Origin of the sequence: Vibrio fortis (assembly GCF_024347475.1) — a bacterium.
Taxonomy (GTDB): Bacteria; Pseudomonadota; Gammaproteobacteria; order Enterobacterales; family Vibrionaceae; genus Vibrio; species Vibrio fortis.
The window spans coordinates 1,437,754-1,454,557 of the sequence record NZ_AP025487.1 but is presented as its reverse complement, the minus strand read 5'-3'; the positions used below and the strand labels follow the sequence as shown (position 1 = coordinate 1,454,557).

Below are 16,804 nucleotides of genomic sequence, written 5' to 3'. Positions count from 1 at the left end.
ATTTACCCCTAAAGCCACTTTTGAAGTGGTGTGTCAAAAATGCGACACATAAAAAATGCTAATTAGATAAAATATAACACCTATACCCCATCAATTCATAGCTACTACTCATCCATTTAACAAAAACAGATACAGACTAATGACAAAGATCACATCAAATGGTAGTCTGAATGCTCTAAACATCGATATAAGTTATTGTGTTTTATGATATTAAAGAAGATGGCAACTGGTAAGATTTGTTTAACTTTGAAGCATCCATATTGATGCTAAAACTAAATCCAAACCTTCTGGTTTTTGCCAAAACACACCACTAGATCGTTATTTTTTTGGCGCTCTATTGAGCCACAAAATTCAGCATTATTTGTTTATGGTATGAACAATACGGAGATGTCAGTGAATAAGATTAAAACTGCAACATGTGGGCTTGCTGTCCTCTTAAGTTTACCTTCATATGGTCAAACTCTAGAGCAGGCGGTTGCATTTACTCTTGAGAACAATCCTGAGATCAAAAGTGCTTACAATGAGTACATCAGTAAGCGTTATCTCAACGATGCTTCTGGAGGCGCTTACCGACCAAGTATCGACCTAGACGCTGGTATTGGATATGAGCATACCGATCTTGCATCAAACTCCAACACCACTGACTTTACCCGCAAAGAGGCAACCCTTACGCTGACACAGTTGATTTGGGATGGCTCCAATACACTTAATGATATTGATCGTACTGCAGCAGATGCAGAATCAGTGCGCTATCAACTACTTGCAACAGCGCAAGATACAGCGTTGGAAGTCACGAAGATTTATCTCGATGCAGTAAAGGCGTATGAAGTTCTTTCTCTTTCAGAAAGCAATCTAGCGACCCACAAAGAGATCTATCGAGATATCAGAAAGCGTGTAGAGTCTGGCATTGGTTCGACTGCGGATATGTCTCAAGTGGAAGCTCGTATCGCAAAAGCGCACGGTAATTTACTCGCTGCTCAAAACAATCTGTTTGACACGCATACGCAATTCAAACGACTCACTGGGCAAAAGCCTCTTGGATTAACTTTCCCAAGAGCTGATTCTGCTGCGATTCCATACACTATTGACAGTGCACTTGAACTGGCATTCCAAACTCACCCAGTCATTAAAATTGCTCGTGCGGATGTTGACTCCGCTAAATTTCAGTATCAACAATCAAAGAGTACTAATTACCCAACACTATCGGTAGAAGCTGCTCAAACTTGGCGCGATGATGCAGGTGGTACAGAAGGCAGTAGCGACGAATTTTCAGCAATGCTCCGCCTGAAATACAACCTATACAATGGTGGTGCAGATCAAGACAGAGCAGAAAGTGCGGCTTACCAGCTTAATAAAGCGAAAGATCTTAGAGAAAGAAGTTACCGAAACGTTGAAGAGAGCTTAAGACTTTCTTGGAGCGCACTTGACTTAACGGTTCAGCAAAAAGAGTTCTTATCTGACCATGTAGATTCAGCATCCGACACTGTCATCTCTTATGAAAAACAATACCGTATAGGCAAGCGTACACTCCTTGATTTGCTCAATACCGAAAATGAACTGTTCGAAGCACGAAAAGACTACCTCGATGCGAAATATGATGAGCAGTACGCAAAATACAGAGTCATGAACGCCGCCGGTAACCTGCTAGCAGCACTCCGAGTACAAACGCCTGAAGAGTGGCATGAAGAAGTGGAATACTAAGCAATGAAGAAATCTAGCATTTTCTCTGCTTTATTGATGGTGATGTCTTCGTCAGCCATCGCTCAGCAGTTCGATGACGAATATACCTACATACCAACACCAAAGTCAGACCAAATCTATGACTTACAGGATGATGACAACGACGGCGTTATTAATGCTCGTGACCTTTGTCCTGGAACGCCTACTGGAGCTGAAATTGATAATGATGGCTGTGGTTCATACTTCGAATCCTCAGAACAAAAACAACTCCACATCTTATTTGCGAATAATTCGACAGAGATAAACCCAGCATTCTTGAACCAGATCCGTCAAATGGCAGCATTTTTGAAGCGCTATGAGACGACTACGATTCAGCTGCAAGGTTATGCGAGTAAAACAGGCAACGCAGAGCATAACTTGATGCTTTCAAAAGAACGCGCCGCTAACGTGCGTCGAGCCTTGATCAGCAATGGCATTGCTCCATCAAGAATTAATATTGTGGGTTACGGCGATTCAGCGTCTGGCGGAATCAATCAAGATACGATTAGTCATGCTCTCAACCGTAAAGTGGTTGCGTCTGTTGCCGGATTTAAGGGCCATATTAAAGAAGAATGGCATATCTTTACTAAGATAGAAAAGTAACCGTCATACCCAAGTAACTTAGTGGTCCAATACTCTGAAATAAACCATCAAAGGCATAGGTTATCCCATTTAAGCCATGTACCTAAGGCGGCGTTAATGGTAACCTTGCCACGTTATCAATATAGAGAACTATTTCATGAGCAAACTAACAGCTGATACTCAAGCAAACCTTGATCTATTCGTTTCTGAATCAAAAGAAACTAAACTTGTATGGGGCCTTCGCAACGAAGAAGGTTGGCTAGCATGTGACTCTACTGAATTTGAAAATAGTGAAGTAATGCCGTTCTGGTCTTCAAAAGAAGATGCTCAAACGCACAATGTAGAAGAGTGGGCAGACTTCGAAGTACTAGAGATCCCACTTGATATCTTCGTTGAAGATTGGCTACTAACACTAGCTGAAGATGGTGTACTAGTAGGCGTTAACTGGAATGCTTCTCTGGAAGGCAAAGAACTAGAGCCTTCTGACCTAGCGAAACTATACATCTAATCAATGATGTACATCTAAGTCATAAGAAGTGGTCGCTCAATAGCGGCCATTTTTTTATCCTGCCTCCTTCTTCCAAATAGTGGCCGAGATTTCACTCACACATTTTTAGCCACTTATCACAGATAATTTGAACCAAGATCAAACTAATTTTAGAATGACGTTCTTTATCTGATTCAGACACGTATTTGTGATTCGCCTACTTTCTTTCATCTTTTTCATATTCATAAGCTTACCCGTTAAGTCAAACGGGCATACGGAAAGCTCTGATGTTCAACCTCATCTAGGCGCTACTCCAAATTCAGAATGGAACACTCTTTATCTCTCTACACTCAGTACAGACCCTTCTCGCGCTTTAAACCTGCTTAAGGCACGCTACGCCAGCGCTATACCTAACGGAGAGAAACTCTATACCTCTGCCCTGCTATACACCTATATGACTCAACACGACCAGCCTTTTTATGGCGGGAGCTCAGGTGACGAGAATTACCAACAATTAGAAAGCCAATTCATAGAAGCATTATCCTTAGATGGTCAGGGACACTATCAAGAATCTCAACAGCGCTTCGCTCGACTTCTTAAGCAAATGAAAGCCCAAAATGATGAAACGGGAAAGCTGTTAATAAAGTATCAGCTGTGCCGCTCACTTAACGAGCAGTCGCGTTATCACAAGGCCAATTACTACTGCTCAATACTTGAGGCTGACATCAACGATATTGCAGACCCAGTCTTACCTAAATCTATTGCTTACCGTGTCATCGCCAATAACCAGTATTTCAGAAGTGACTATCAAGCGGCACTCAATACCTACATGACTTTAGTGGAGTCTTTTCCGAAAGGACAAGATATCTCTGGGGTCTACAATGATTTAGGCAATCTTTTCAAAGAGATGAAACAGTTTGATAAATCTGAGCAGTATTTAAAACTCGCACTTCAATTGCGCATTGATGCCTCTGATCTGATGAAGGCACAAGTTCGTCATAGTCTTGCCAAACTGTATATGGCCCAGTCTCGCTACGACTCGGCTATCTCACAATTTCTACAAGCAAAGACATTGCTCCACTCGTCTGGCCACAACTTCGGTACCGCCATGACAACATTGGGTTTAGGAAAAGCGTACACCGCGACCAAACAATACCCATTAGCACGAGCTTATCTCACTGAGTCGTTAGGCTATGCTACCGACCTAAATAACAACGTGATGCGAATTCAAGCCTACCTTGCTATCAGTGACATGTTTGAAGAACAACAGCTACTAAATGAAGCATTCGATTATGCGGACCGTGCCCTAGTGATTGCAAAGCAAGTGGAGCGAGAAAGCTATATGGCAGACGTGTATCAACAATTGTCACAACTTTTCAGAGCTCAAGGAGATTACCAACAGGCACTCTTCTACTATGAGCAATATGCACAGTCTCAAATCGCCACTCGTAATACAGATAACCGTTTAGCATTAGAAGCGCTGAGCCTCGCGCACAATCAATATGAACAAGAACTAGAAAGCTCTCAACTTCGCAACCAACATGACCTTAACAAGCTGGAAATTGAGAAGATGCAGCAGCAAAAGCTCATGTATAACATAATCGTTCTACTACTGATTATCGTCGCTAGCTTCACTTTCTATTCTAATAAGAAAATACGCCGAAAAGCCTCTATTGATTCAATGACTAAGGCTTACAGCCGAGCGGAAACCATTAAACGAGTAAAAGACACAAAAGCTCCCACAAAAGCAGACAAACAACACGTGTTGATTCTGTTGGATTTGGATAAATTCAAGGCAATCAATGACCAGTATGGTCACCCTACTGGGGACAAAGCCTTGATTCATGTCAGCCACCAAATCGTCAAGCATCTGAGCAAAGGTGAGTTATTAGGCCGTCTAGGTGGTGAAGAGTTTCTTATCCTATTAAGGGATACAAATATCGAGGACGTACGCGAACGTGTTGAAGAAATTCACTACGCGATCTCTACCAATGAATTTTTATCAGAATCAAAAAAGCCACTTACGATTACTGCGAGCCTCGCCTATTTGGCGACCCAGAAATCATTAAGTGACTTTGACATTCTCTACTCAGTGCTTGACCAAGCCCTCTACCAAGCAAAAGCAAATGGTAGAAACTGCATCATTGATGCGTATAACGACCCGATCGAAGCAAACAGCTTTAGCAATTCGCCGATTGTTTACGAACCAACTCAGCCATGATTTCTTCACGATTACCTAGGTAGTCGTTCAAACCAACTTTACGAAGTTCACATGCTGGGCAATCGCCACAACCATCGCCAATCACGCCGTTATAACAAGTCAACGTTTTGTTGCGAACAAGTTCAAGCGCAGAGTATTGGTCAGCAAGCGCCCAAGTCTCTGCTTTGTTCAACCACATAAGCGGAGTCTTGATATCCAGTTCTCTGTCCATACCTTGCACAAGCGCAGAGTTCATCGCCTTTACAAAGTCATTGCGACAATCAGGGTAGCCAGAAAAGTCGGTTTCGCAAACACCAGTAATCACCGCTTGAGCACCGATTTGGTAGGCATAAATTCCTGCCAGTGTCAGAAACAGGATGTTACGACCCGGAACGAAAGAATTCGGTAAGCCGTTCTCTTGCAGCTCATGAGATACAGGGATGTCATCACGCGTCAGTGAGCTAATCGCAAGTTCATTCAGCAAGGTTACATCCATAACCTTATGGGCTTTTACCCCAAGCTCTTTTGCTAGATTTTGCGCAACTTCAATTTCCAGTCTGTGACGCTGACCATAGTCAAAAGTAATCGCATGAACTTCATCATACTCTTTCAGAGCTTGAACCAAACACGTGGTTGAATCTTGCCCACCACTGAATACAACAACTGCTTTTTTCATTTTTAATCCTTTTCGACAGTGCGGCTGAGTTAAGCAATACTCAGATATTTGTGTGTTTGAATAGATAGGCGCCAGTTTCTTTCAATACAAGTATCAATACATAATTGGGTCGCGCGATCTTTTTGGCTGATTGGCTGTAGTGCAATTACGGTTTCTGAAGATACCTCAGCACGCTCTAGTAAATGATCAAGTTGGTCGATATCTTTTGATGTACCGACTGGATGCTTAATCTCATCAGCGCGCTGCAGAGCACTATCTAAAATCTCTAGCTTCGCCTTCATTGCTACTTTAGGTGACACCGTCACCCAGGTATTTGCCGTTGCTTTAACTTCTGACGTTCCGCTAGTCTCAATTTGACAGCGACAACCCATCTTTTCAAACGCTTCTGTTAAAGGCACAAGATCGTAAATACAAGGCTCACCACCGGTAATCACAATATGTTTCGCATTGAAGCCTTGCTTTACATATTGGTCGACTATGCCTTGAGCATCAACTGCAGACCAAGTCGGTGAGTCTTCTGTTTTCACCATAATATCGCCAAGAGAAGTTTCGTCTTCAGCAAGTGCTTCCCACGTCTGTTTAGTGTCGCACCAAGAGCAGCCTACTGGACAAATTTGCAGGCGCACGAATACGGCTGGAACACCAGTAAAGACACCTTCACCTTGGATGGTTTCAAACATTTCATTAATCTTGTACAACTTTCCCTCAGCTCACATCATTTCGTAAAACAAATTAGGCGGAGACGATAAAGCACTTAAAGGCTTGGGTCAAACAAATGAGTATTACAAAATCCGTTGATCAAAGCCCTAGCTTGGAGTTTCGACTTGCCTTATCCTTGCCAACATTCATTTTTGTTAGTTTTTTATTTTTTGTAAGTAAGGATCCACATGTACAAACTGATTGCTCTGGATATGGATGGCACACTATTAAACAGTGATAAAGTCATCTCTGCAGAGAACAAAGATGCGATTGCGCGCGCTCGAGCTGCAGGCGTAAAAGTAGTATTAGCGTCAGGGCGCCCACTAGAAGGGATGCAAAGCAAACTCGATGAGTTAGATATCAATGGCGAAGACGATTTCGTTCTTTTCTATAACGGCTCAATGGTGCAAAACGTATCAACAAAAGAAGTCATTCATAGCGAAATCAGCCATGGTAAAGCTGCCAAAGAAATTGCCAACATTGCTAACGAACTGGGTGGCTATGTTCACGCCTTCAGTAAAGTACATGGTCTAATTACACCAGAAAACAACGAATACACAGGTATTGAAGCTCGAATTAACGGCCTCGATATTACTGAGTTTGATTTTGCGCAGCTTGAAGACGACCATCAGATCATCAAAACTATGATTGTTGCCGAGCCAAGCAAACTCACAGAGATCATCAGCAAGCTACCAGAACATTTAAAAACCCAATTCACGATTGTTCAAAGTGCGCCTTTCTTCCTAGAGTTCTTAAACCCTAAATCAAACAAAGGCGTCGGTATTGAAGCCATTGCAAATCATTTAGGTATTCGTTCTGACGAAGTGATCTGTATGGGTGATGCTGAAAATGACCATCATATGCTGGAGTATGCCGGTCTAGGTATCGCGATGGAAAATGCGATGGCAGAGACGAAGGAAATTGCCAACTACATCACCGCCAGTAATAACGACCACGGTGTTGCTAAGGCTATCGATAAGTTTATCTTTGATAAATAATCGCTTTACGGCAACAGGCTCTCGTCCTTCAAAGCAAAAACACAAAAGGCTGTCTTCACAGCCTTTTTTATTACGCACTATCTAGTCTAAACTCTTTTCCAAGGTAGACGGAAAGCAACCACGCCCAACAAAATCAACAGCGGAAAACGAAGTGTTTCGACAATCAAGGATCCAATACCGCTGAACGAAACAAAGCTTCCGGCCCAGCTAATCAATCCGTTAGTTGCCAAGAGCAATGCAATCACACCCACCACAATGTTGAATGAGAACTGTCCCACCAACGGCCTAGCGTGAGTTAAGGTTACGATGCAAGCAATAGTCATTAGAATCGCGACCCAAAATGTGAATGTAGGGAGTGGCCATATCACAGTTAAAACGATGGAGATCAACGCTAGCCCCCACCAAACCGATTTTGAGCTCAGCAGCTCACTGATATTGACATCCGGTTTGGCATCTAATCTGACAATATGCCAAGTCGTTAAACCACCTAAAACCGCTCCCATTAATACATCACTGAAAAACGCACTTCCAGAGTAAGCCTTAAATAGCGTAATCCATAGCAAACCAAATCCAATCCACGACCAAGCTTTTTGATCATCAAGCTTTTTCAATTTCCAAACGACCAAACTCGTTAGACTCACCCAAATCGCAGCCAACATACTTGGGAAGCTATAACCGCTGCTTTCCACCAGCTTAAGTGTTGGAAGGTAAGCGTGCGGACGAGGTAAACCGAACCCTTGATGAGCAATTAAAGTAAGCAGAGTAACTGAGATAATTGTGAAGCCAAACTTCAACGCGAAATTGCGCCCAAAATGCCACGCGATCAACGGTAAAAGAACGATGAATATCCAAGGCTGGGCAATAAGATCGGTCACTAAAATGGTATGACCTATGGTACTTGGCAGTGAGTTAATCGCATTTTGAAGCATCGCGATGACACCAAGCTCTCCTTGATGAACTTGAGGTGCAGCAGCTACTAACTCAGAAACGTAAGTAACCGGTTGGTCTGAAGCGCGACTAAACATCTCAACAATCTCACCCCACTGCTCTGGGTAGCGATATTCTTTAGCATCTAGCGTTTCAGGAGCAAGAATCATAGCGCGACTGACTTCGACACCATAATGCGGGGCAAACCAAATGGGCAGCTCAAATCCACCTACTTCGTTTTTTACATCGTAGCTAATGATGTCTGAATCAGAGATACAATCAAACACCACAGCACCATCGGTATAACCAAGTATCTCCCCAACAGTTACCGCTAAGCCGGCTTCTTCCCAGGTCTCTCGTTGGGCAGCTATGTAAGCAGGTTCTCCAGATACGATCGTTCCACCTGGTAGTGACAGCTGACCCGTAATGATCTCGTCGACCAAAACAATTTGATCATCAGCTCGAACCAAACAAAGCGCCCCGGCTAAGTTATCGGGCATTTGTTCTTGAGCCGACACATTGATAACGCCAAATATAGAAACCAATAAAATGAAGAAGAAACGATTTAACAACGAAATTACCTACAAAAGAGAATATACGAACGAAAACACCGCAGTGTAATTGAGTAACTCACTAAGCGCAGCCTAGCTTTTAACTAAAGACTTTCTCCACCATTGAATGTGCGGTATGAACCCCATTTTTTGATAGAAGTGCTTGGCATTACTATTGAAATCCCATACTTCAACAAACACCTGCTTCACCCCATAATCATCAAATGTCTTCTCTAATTTACCGAAAAGCTTCTCAGCGATTGATTGATTACGGTAATCGGGTAAAACGAACAACTCATCAATGCTTCCCATCTGAACCGGTTTACTGACCGTAGACACCAATTCACAAAAGTGCCCTGTCACAAAGCCGACTATCAGCTGCCCTTTCAACGCGACATAGACTAAGCATTGAGGGTCATCGAGATATCGAGCGATGCTTTTCTCCTGCTCAATTTCCTCAGCCGTTTTAAAGTGCTCAGGGCTAGCAAGATGATGATAGTGATGAAGTTCAAACATCATCTCGTTCAGCTGCTCAAGGTCTGAATTTTGCGCAGCTCTCAATGTTAAGCTCATGGCTAGGGTCTTCTTTTATTACACAAAATAACACTATAGCCTAGTTTACTGACACACAGCGACGATACAAGCGCAGATACTTATATCGGTATGTATATCGCCTTAAATTACACTTATTGAACGATATGCTTTTTTATCATTATATTTATTTAACAACTAAGAAAGCCGCCTAGTACAGACTAAGCGGCTTATTGGGCTTCTTGATTAATTGTATTAATTAGACTTCTTTAGACAGACGACTTTCGATCTCTTTGAGACTTGTAGGATCATCAATGGTCGAAGGCACGACATACTGCTCTCCATCCGCGATTTGTCGTATCGTTTTACGTAATATCTTGCCCGAACGAGTTTTAGGCAGGCGCTCAACCACCAGCGCTTGTTTAAAACAAGCTACAGCACCGATTTCATTACGAACCTTTCCGACCAATTCACCTTGCAATTCAATATCGTCAACTTTCACGCCATCCTTGAGCACCACAAGCCCAAGTGGCAGCTGCCCCTTCAAGTCATCGTGAATGCCGACCACTGCACACTCAGCAATGGCAGGGTGACCACCAACAATCTCTTCCATTTCACCGGTCGATAATCTATGCCCAGCGACGTTAATCACATCATCAATGCGTCCCATGATAAACAGGTAACCGTCCTCATCTAAATATCCGCCATCACCCGACACGTAATAGCCTGGGAACTGACTTAAATAGCCAGACTCAAAGCGATCGTGATTTCGCCAAACTGTAGGCAGACAGCCCGGTGGCAGAGGACGCTTAATCGCAACAAACCCTTGCTGATTTGGTTGAGCAGCTTCTCCTAACTCATCGAGGATCTCAACTTGATAGCCTGGAACCGGTTTAGTGGCTGAACCCGCCTTAACTGGCATCTGCTCTAGTCCGGTTGGATTACCGGCAATTGCCCAGCCCGTTTCGGTTTGCCACCAGTGATCGACGACAGGTTTATCGGTCTTGCTTTCTACCCATTCAAGGGTTGGTGGGTCCAAACGCTCACCCGCCATGAAGATCGTATCGAGCTTTGACAAATCAAACTGCTTGAGACACTCGCCCTTTGGGTCTTCTTTCTTGATCGCACGAAACGCGGTAGGAGCCGAAAACAACACATTAACAGAGTACTCTTCGCAGACTCGCCAAAAAGCGCCCGGATCTGGGGTGCGAACAGGCTTGCCTTCAAACAGAATCGTCGTACAGCCGTGAATCAAAGGCGCATAGACAATGTAAGAGTGACCAACTACCCAACCGACATCCGACGCCGCCCAGAAAACCCCATCTTGCGGCATATTGTAGATAGTGCTCATTGAGTACTTCATAGCAACGGCATGACCGCCATTGTCACGAACCACCCCTTTCGGTTTGCCCGTTGTGCCTGAGGTATACAAGATATAAAGAGGATCGGTCGCAAGCACAGGTACACAACCATGAGGCAGTGACTTCTCCATCTCTTGCTGCCAATCCAAATCACGCTCATTTTGAAGTTCAGCTTCACATTCCGGTCGTTGAAGTACCAATACATTTTGTGGTTTCCAGCGACTATCCATGATGGCTCTGTCAACTAACGGCTTGTATGGGATGACTTTGTTGATCTCAATACCACACGATGCCGTGATCAACATCTTAGGTTCTGCGTCCTCAATGCGCACGGCAAGTTCATGTGGTGCAAAGCCGCCAAATACCACCGAGTGAATTGCCCCTAATCTCGCACAAGCCAACATCGCCATAGCTGCCTCAGGGATCATCGGCATGTAGATGACCACGCGGTCACCTTTTTGGACACCTTGCGCTGCGAGCAAGCCAGCGACTTTTGCCACTTGGTCACGCAGTTCAACGTAGCTATAGCGCTTCTTAACACCAGTTACAGGAGAGTCATAAACCATTGCGGTAGTATCACCTCTTCCTTGCTCACAATGATAATCAAGTGCAAGCCAGCAGGTATTCATCACGCCATCAGCAAACCAACGCTCAATACCATTGTCATCTTTTTCTAAGATTCGTGTCGGTGTTTCAAACCAGTCAATGCACTGAGCTTGGCTTTGCCAGTACTGCTCTGGGTTGCGGTTCGCAAAGTCGTAAGCGGCTTGGTACGCCCCTGTTTGCACCCCACCTTGGTTTGGAGTTTCAATAGATTGTTCTTTTCGCTCTAGTGTAGAAGACATAACGCCTCCTCCTTGAATTCGTCAGAAAACGGCCAGCCGTATATTCGGCTTGTTGACCTTTTGTCTTTACGTGCTATTTCCCTATATTGGGTAGCTTATTCGGGTCTTCGCACAGCATTTACAATGGACAAGGCACGCGTACCAGCCCTTCCATAAGGATCCGAGCACTTCTACTCATCATGGCTTTATCTACCGCCCAACCTTTCCGTGTTAGCGAAGCTCCGGCTCCGACTTTTAAAGTTCCAGACGGATGTCCAAAGGTCGTAAAGTCTCGTTCACCACCACCTGCTGCGCGATTGACCAATGTTCCTGATATCGCCGCAGCCGAGGCAATAGCTACCGCAGCCGTTCCCATCATCGCGTGATGCAGTTTGCCCATCGACAGCGCACGAACTAAGACGTCAATTTCATCCTCTTTGACTGTTTTGCCACTGGATGCTTGATATGTTTTAGGTGGCGCTACAAACGCGACCTTCGGAGTATGTTGACGAAGTTGTGCCTCACTGATGTCTTCAATCAAGCCCATAGCAACAGCGCCATGTGCGCGAATAGATTCAAACAGTGCCAAAGCTTTCTCATCAGAGTTAATGTCTTCTTGCAGCTCTGTTCCCTGATATCCAAGAACGGATGCATCAACAAAGATGGTTGGTATGCCTGCATTAACCAAACTCACTTCAATACAACCTAATTCAGGCACATCGAGCAGATCGACAGCTTGCCCGGTTGGAAGAACGCTCCCCACCTCACCTGCTGGTTCCATAAAATCAACCTGAATTTCAGCCGCTGGAAAGGTCACGCCATCGAGCTCAAAATCACCGACCTCTTGAACTTGGCCGTTAATCATCGGCACATGGACAATGATCGTCTTCTCGATGTTGGCTTGCCATACTCGAACTTCAACCACACCATTCATGGGTACTCGCTCAGGGTCAATCAAACCGGCATGGATGGCGTAAGGACCAATCGCCGCGGACAAATTGCCACAGTTACCACTCCAATCAACAAACGGTTTGTCAATCGCGACCTGACCGAATAGATAATCTACATCGTGGCCAGGCTGCTCACTCTTGGAGGCAATTACAACCTTACTAGTACTGGAGGTTGCGCCCCCCATACCATCAGTCTGTTTGCCGTAAGGATCTGGGCTACCAATCACACGCATCAGTAGTTTGTCTCGATACTCACCCGGAGTTTGAGCGCGCTCTGGCAGGTCAACAAGATTAAAGAAGACACCTTTACTGGTACCACCTCGCATGTAGGTGGCCGCAATTTTTAATTGATGAATACTCATAATGCCTCCCTACTGCGCCAAAAAGTCTTTGGCAAAGCGTTGCAGTACGCCACCAGCTTGATAGACATGAACTTCATCTTCGGTATCCAGACGACAAGTCACGGCAACATCCATTCGGCTACCATCTTGGCGGGTAATGACCAACGCAAGATCGGCCCCCGGTGTGATGTCACCATGCACATCAAACAGCTCAGTGCCATCTAACTTAAGAGTATTTCGATTCTCTCCCGCTTTGAATTGCAATGGCAGTACGCCCATTCCGACAAGGTTGGTTCGGTGGATTCGTTCAAACCCCTCAGCAACAATCGCTTCTACCCCCGCTAAGCGAACACCTTTAGCCGCCCAATCACGGGATGAACCTTGACCATAGTCCGCACCAGCAATCACAACCAGAGGTTGCTTTCTCTCCATGTAGGTTTCAATCGCTTCCCACATTCGCGTCACTTTACCTTCAGGTTCAACGCGAGCGAGGGAGCCCTGTACCACTTCACCATTTTCTTGGACCATCTCATTAAAGAGCTTAGGGTTAGCAAAGGTGGCACGCTGCGCTGTTAAGTGATCGCCTCGGTGAGTTGCGTAAGAGTTAAAGTCTTCTTCCGGCACATCCATTTTGGCTAAGTATTCACCGGCTGCGCTGCTGGCAAGAATCGCATTAGACGGGGAAAGGTGATCCGTGGTGATGTTGTCACCCAGAATCGCCAGAGGTCTCATCCCTTTCAATGAACGCTCTCCAGCCAGAGCCCCTTCCCAATAAGGAGGACGACGGATGTAAGTACTCTTAGGACGCCAATCATAGAGTGGCTCGCTAGAAGACTGTTCTTCATCCGGCTTAAACATTTGAATATAGATTTGATTGAACTGCTGGGGCTTCACGTGCTGAGCCACAACTGCATCGATCTCTTCGTCACTTGGCCATAGGTCGCTCAAGTAAATTGGATTGCCTGAGGCATCATCGCCGAGACTGTGCTTTTCAATGTCAAAACGCATCGTACCAGCCAGTGCATAAGCGACGACAAGCGGAGGTGACGCAAGGAATGCTTGCTTAGCATAAGGGTGGATACGGCCATCGAAATTTCGATTCCCCGATAGCACTGCGGTGGTGTATAGATCTCTGTCTACGATCTCTTGCTGAATCTTAGGATCCAGTGCACCACTCATCCCATTACAGGTGGTACAGGCGTAGCCGACAATACCGAATCCAAGCATTTCCAGTTCATCCAATAAGCCTGCCGACTCAAGATAAAGCTTGGCCACTTTTGAACCTGGAGCAAACGAGGTTTTTACCCACGGTTTGCGAACAAGCCCCAGTTGATTGGCTTTTTTGGCCACCAAGCCCGCGGCAACTACATTTCTTGGGTTACTGGTATTAGTACAAGATGTGATAGCGGCAATGATCACCGCACCATCTGGCATTTGGTCATCTTCGCTCGCAGTCAGCTCTTCATGGCTGATTCCTTGCTGCTGTAACTCAGAAGTTGGCAGTCGGCGGTGAGGGTTAGACGGGCCAGCAAGGTTTCGTACTACCTGCGACAAATCAAACTCAAGAACACGTTCATATTTGGCTGAAGTCATATCATCAGCCCAAAGCCCAACTTGCTTAGCATAGCGCTCAACCAAATCGACCTGTTCTGGTTCACGCCCCGTTAGCTTAAGGTACTGAATGGTCTGTTCATCGATATAAAACATACCTGCAGTCGCGCCATATTCTGGCGTCATATTAGAGATCGTTGCGCGGTCACCAATCGATAAAGCTCTCGCTCCTGCGCCAAAGAACTCCAAGTAGCTCGATACTACACGCTCTTTACGTAAGAACTCTGTAATTGCGAGCACGATATCTGTCGCGGTAATGCCCTCTTGGCGTTGGCCTGTTAGGTTAACGCCAACAATATCAGGCAGACGCATCATCGATGGTCGACCAAGCATCACGGTTTCAGCTTCTAACCCACCCACACCAATCGCGATAACACCGAGTGCATCAACGTGTGGTGTATGGCTATCGGTACCGACACAAGTATCTGGATATGCTAGGCCATGTTTGTTTTGGATAACCGGAGACATTTTCTCAAGGTTGATTTGATGCATGATCCCGTTGCCCGCAGGGATAACACTGACATTCTTAAAGGCCGTTTTACACCACTCAATAAAGTGGAAGCGGTCTTCATTACGGCGCTCTTCAATTGCCCGGTTTTTATCGAAGGCATCATCTTCAAAACCAGCATGTTCAACAGCCAATGAGTGATCAACAATCAATTGAGTCTCAACCACAGGGTTTACTTTGGCCGGATCGCCACCCTGATCAGCAATTGCATCTCTCAAACCCGCCAAATCAACCAGTGCGGTTTGGCCAAGGATGTCGTGACAAACAACACGGGCTGGATACCAAGGGAAATCACGCTCGCGTTTTCTTTCAATGATCTGCTCTAAGCTAGCTTGCAGTGAGTCGATATCACAACGTCTCAAAATCTGCTCAGCCAATACTTTAGAGGTGTAAGGTAAAGTGTCGTAGCTACCGGGAGCAAGTTGCTCAACCGCTTCACGTACGTCATAAAATTCTAAGTTAGTTCCCGGCAACACTTTTCGAAACTGGTTTCGATACTGCTCACGGTCTTGGGTATATTCGGTCATAATCGCCCCTCCATATTGGGCGTAACTTCACTGCTCACTCGAAGTGGGTGGCGTCTATTGGAATCGCGACGCAACCCATGACAGCCAGAGCATGACACTCTGGATATCATCACAGTTAACGCAAATGGATAGGCAACCACTCTTGGTGCTCAGGGCCCGTGTAGTCTGCACTTGGACGAATAATTCGGTTGTTAGCTCTCTGCTCGAACACGTGTGCAGCCCAGCCAGTTAAACGGCTCATCACAAAGATAGGCGTGAACAGCTTGGTTGGGATATCCATGAAGTGATATGCCGATGCATGGAAGAAATCAGCGTTACAGAACAAACCTTTCTCACGCTTCATTACCGACTCAACGCGCTCTGAAACGGCATACAGTTTAGTGTCACCAACTTCTTCTGAAAGCGCCTTAGACCACTGCTTAATGAGTGCATTACGAGGATCGCTTTCACGGTAGATAGCATGACCAAAGCCCATAATTTTGTCTTTGTTAGCAAGCATCTGCATGATGTTGGATTCGGCTTCGTCTGCAGTTTGCCAATCTTGGATCATCTCCATTGCGGCTTCGTTCGCACCACCATGAAGAGGGCCACGCAACGTACCAATTGCAGCAGTGATACAAGAGTGAATGTCCGATAGTGTTGAAGCACAAACACGCGCCGCAAACGTCGAAGCATTGAACTCGTGCTCAGCGTATAGGATGAGTGAACAGTGCATCACCTGCTTATGTAACTCACTCGGTGCTTCGTCGGTCAGCATTTTTAGGAAGTAACCACCGATACAGGCTTCACTGTGATCTTCAGTATCCACTCTCACGCCATCGTGGCTAAAGCGGTACCAGTAACAGATAATGGCTGGAAATAGTGCAAGCATTCGCTCTGTCGCACTAAGCTGCTGAGTAAAGTCTGTCTCTTGCTCAATGTTGCCAAGCATAGAACAACCGGTACGCATCACATCCATTGGATGCGCATCCGCAGGAATTAGCTCAAGTGCCGCTTTTAATGACTCAGGTAAACCGCGTAAGCCAACGAGTTTCGTTTTGTAATCATCCAGTTCTTTTGCATTCGGTAGGTGACCTCTAAGCAGCAGATACGCAACTTCTTCAAACTGGGCATTGTTGGCAAGGTCTGTGATGTCGTAACCTCGATAGGTCAGTCCCGTACCGGATTTACCCACGGTACACAAAGCAGTCTCGCCTGCGCTTTGGCCTCGAAGACCCGCACCGCCGATCGGTGCTTTAGCAGGCGCTTTCTCTTCGACACTTGTTTTGTTGCTCAATGTAGTGGTCATGATGAACTCCTTCTCTGTGTTAGC

13 protein-coding genes are annotated in these 16,804 nt (G+C 45.4%); 5 read left to right on the top strand and 8 right to left on the bottom strand.

The features are described 5' to 3' along the window. The first annotated feature begins 387 nt into the window (after positions 1-387). From OCV50_RS06425 to OCV50_RS06410, 4 genes are all read left to right on the top strand, one after another. Entirely contained in the window at positions 388-1,701 is a 1,314-nt protein-coding gene (locus OCV50_RS06425) for a TolC family outer membrane protein (protein ID WP_261904131.1), read from the top strand. A 3-nt stretch (positions 1,702-1,704) separates the two neighbouring features. Next, complete coding sequence (locus tag OCV50_RS06420; protein ID WP_239840801.1) at positions 1,705-2,322, top strand: OmpA family protein; 618 nt, start codon at positions 1,705-1,707, stop codon at positions 2,320-2,322. A gap of 136 nt (positions 2,323-2,458) precedes the next feature. Further along, positions 2,459-2,809: a DUF2750 domain-containing protein gene (locus OCV50_RS06415; RefSeq protein WP_032549144.1), complete on the top strand. Its 351-nt coding sequence runs from the start codon at positions 2,459-2,461 to the stop codon at positions 2,807-2,809. Between the two features lie 187 nt (positions 2,810-2,996). Continuing rightward, entirely contained in the window at positions 2,997-5,009 is a 2,013-nt protein-coding gene (locus tag OCV50_RS06410) for a tetratricopeptide repeat-containing diguanylate cyclase (RefSeq protein WP_390905133.1), read from the top strand. On the opposite strand, the gene queC is transcribed toward OCV50_RS06410, so the two are convergent. Further along, positions 4,969-5,664 carry a 7-cyano-7-deazaguanine synthase QueC gene (gene queC / locus OCV50_RS06405; RefSeq protein WP_261904018.1) on the bottom strand — a complete coding sequence of 232 codons (696 nt, stop codon included), beginning with the start codon at positions 5,662-5,664 and terminating at the stop codon, positions 4,969-4,971. The two genes, OCV50_RS06410 and queC, sit on opposite strands and share 41 nt — an antisense overlap. A gap of 29 nt (positions 5,665-5,693) precedes the next feature. Next, positions 5,694-6,362, bottom strand: coding sequence for a 7-carboxy-7-deazaguanine synthase QueE (gene queE, locus OCV50_RS06400; protein WP_315974634.1), 669 nt, complete (start codon positions 6,360-6,362; stop codon positions 5,694-5,696). A 189-nt stretch (positions 6,363-6,551) separates the two neighbouring features. On the opposite strand from queE, the gene OCV50_RS06395 reads away from it, so the two are divergent. Continuing rightward, positions 6,552-7,361 carry a Cof-type HAD-IIB family hydrolase gene (locus OCV50_RS06395; RefSeq protein WP_261904017.1) on the top strand — a complete coding sequence of 270 codons (810 nt, stop codon included), beginning with the start codon at positions 6,552-6,554 and terminating at the stop codon, positions 7,359-7,361. Between the two features lie 86 nt (positions 7,362-7,447). Here the strand turns inward: OCV50_RS06395 and OCV50_RS06390 are convergent, their stop codons facing one another. The 6 genes from OCV50_RS06390 to prpC all read right to left on the bottom strand — a co-directional run bounded on the left by OCV50_RS06390 (position 7,448) and on the right by prpC (position 16,780). Further along, positions 7,448-8,788 (bottom strand): bifunctional NUDIX hydrolase/phosphatase PAP2 family protein, encoded by a 1,341-nt coding sequence (locus OCV50_RS06390; RefSeq protein ID WP_261904129.1) that lies wholly within the window; start codon positions 8,786-8,788, stop codon positions 7,448-7,450. Positions 8,789-8,932: 144 nt separating this feature from the next. Next, positions 8,933-9,412, bottom strand: a complete 480-nt coding sequence (locus OCV50_RS06385; protein ID WP_261904016.1) for a GNAT family N-acetyltransferase — start codon at positions 9,410-9,412, stop codon at positions 8,933-8,935. Positions 9,413-9,629: 217 nt separating this feature from the next. Then, positions 9,630-11,576 carry a propionyl-CoA synthetase gene (locus OCV50_RS06380; RefSeq protein ID WP_261904015.1) on the bottom strand — a complete coding sequence of 649 codons (1,947 nt, stop codon included), beginning with the start codon at positions 11,574-11,576 and terminating at the stop codon, positions 9,630-9,632. 118 nt (positions 11,577-11,694) lie between these two features. Then, positions 11,695-12,867 (bottom strand): 2-methylaconitate cis-trans isomerase PrpF, encoded by a 1,173-nt coding sequence (gene prpF / locus OCV50_RS06375; protein ID WP_261904014.1) that lies wholly within the window; start codon positions 12,865-12,867, stop codon positions 11,695-11,697. A 9-nt stretch (positions 12,868-12,876) separates the two neighbouring features. Then, positions 12,877-15,492 (bottom strand): Fe/S-dependent 2-methylisocitrate dehydratase AcnD, encoded by a 2,616-nt coding sequence (gene acnD / locus OCV50_RS06370; protein ID WP_261904013.1) that lies wholly within the window; start codon positions 15,490-15,492, stop codon positions 12,877-12,879. Between the two features lie 115 nt (positions 15,493-15,607). After that, positions 15,608-16,780 (bottom strand): bifunctional 2-methylcitrate synthase/citrate synthase, encoded by a 1,173-nt coding sequence (prpC, locus tag OCV50_RS06365; RefSeq protein WP_261904012.1) that lies wholly within the window; start codon positions 16,778-16,780, stop codon positions 15,608-15,610. Positions 16,781-16,804: the final 24 nt, after the last annotated feature.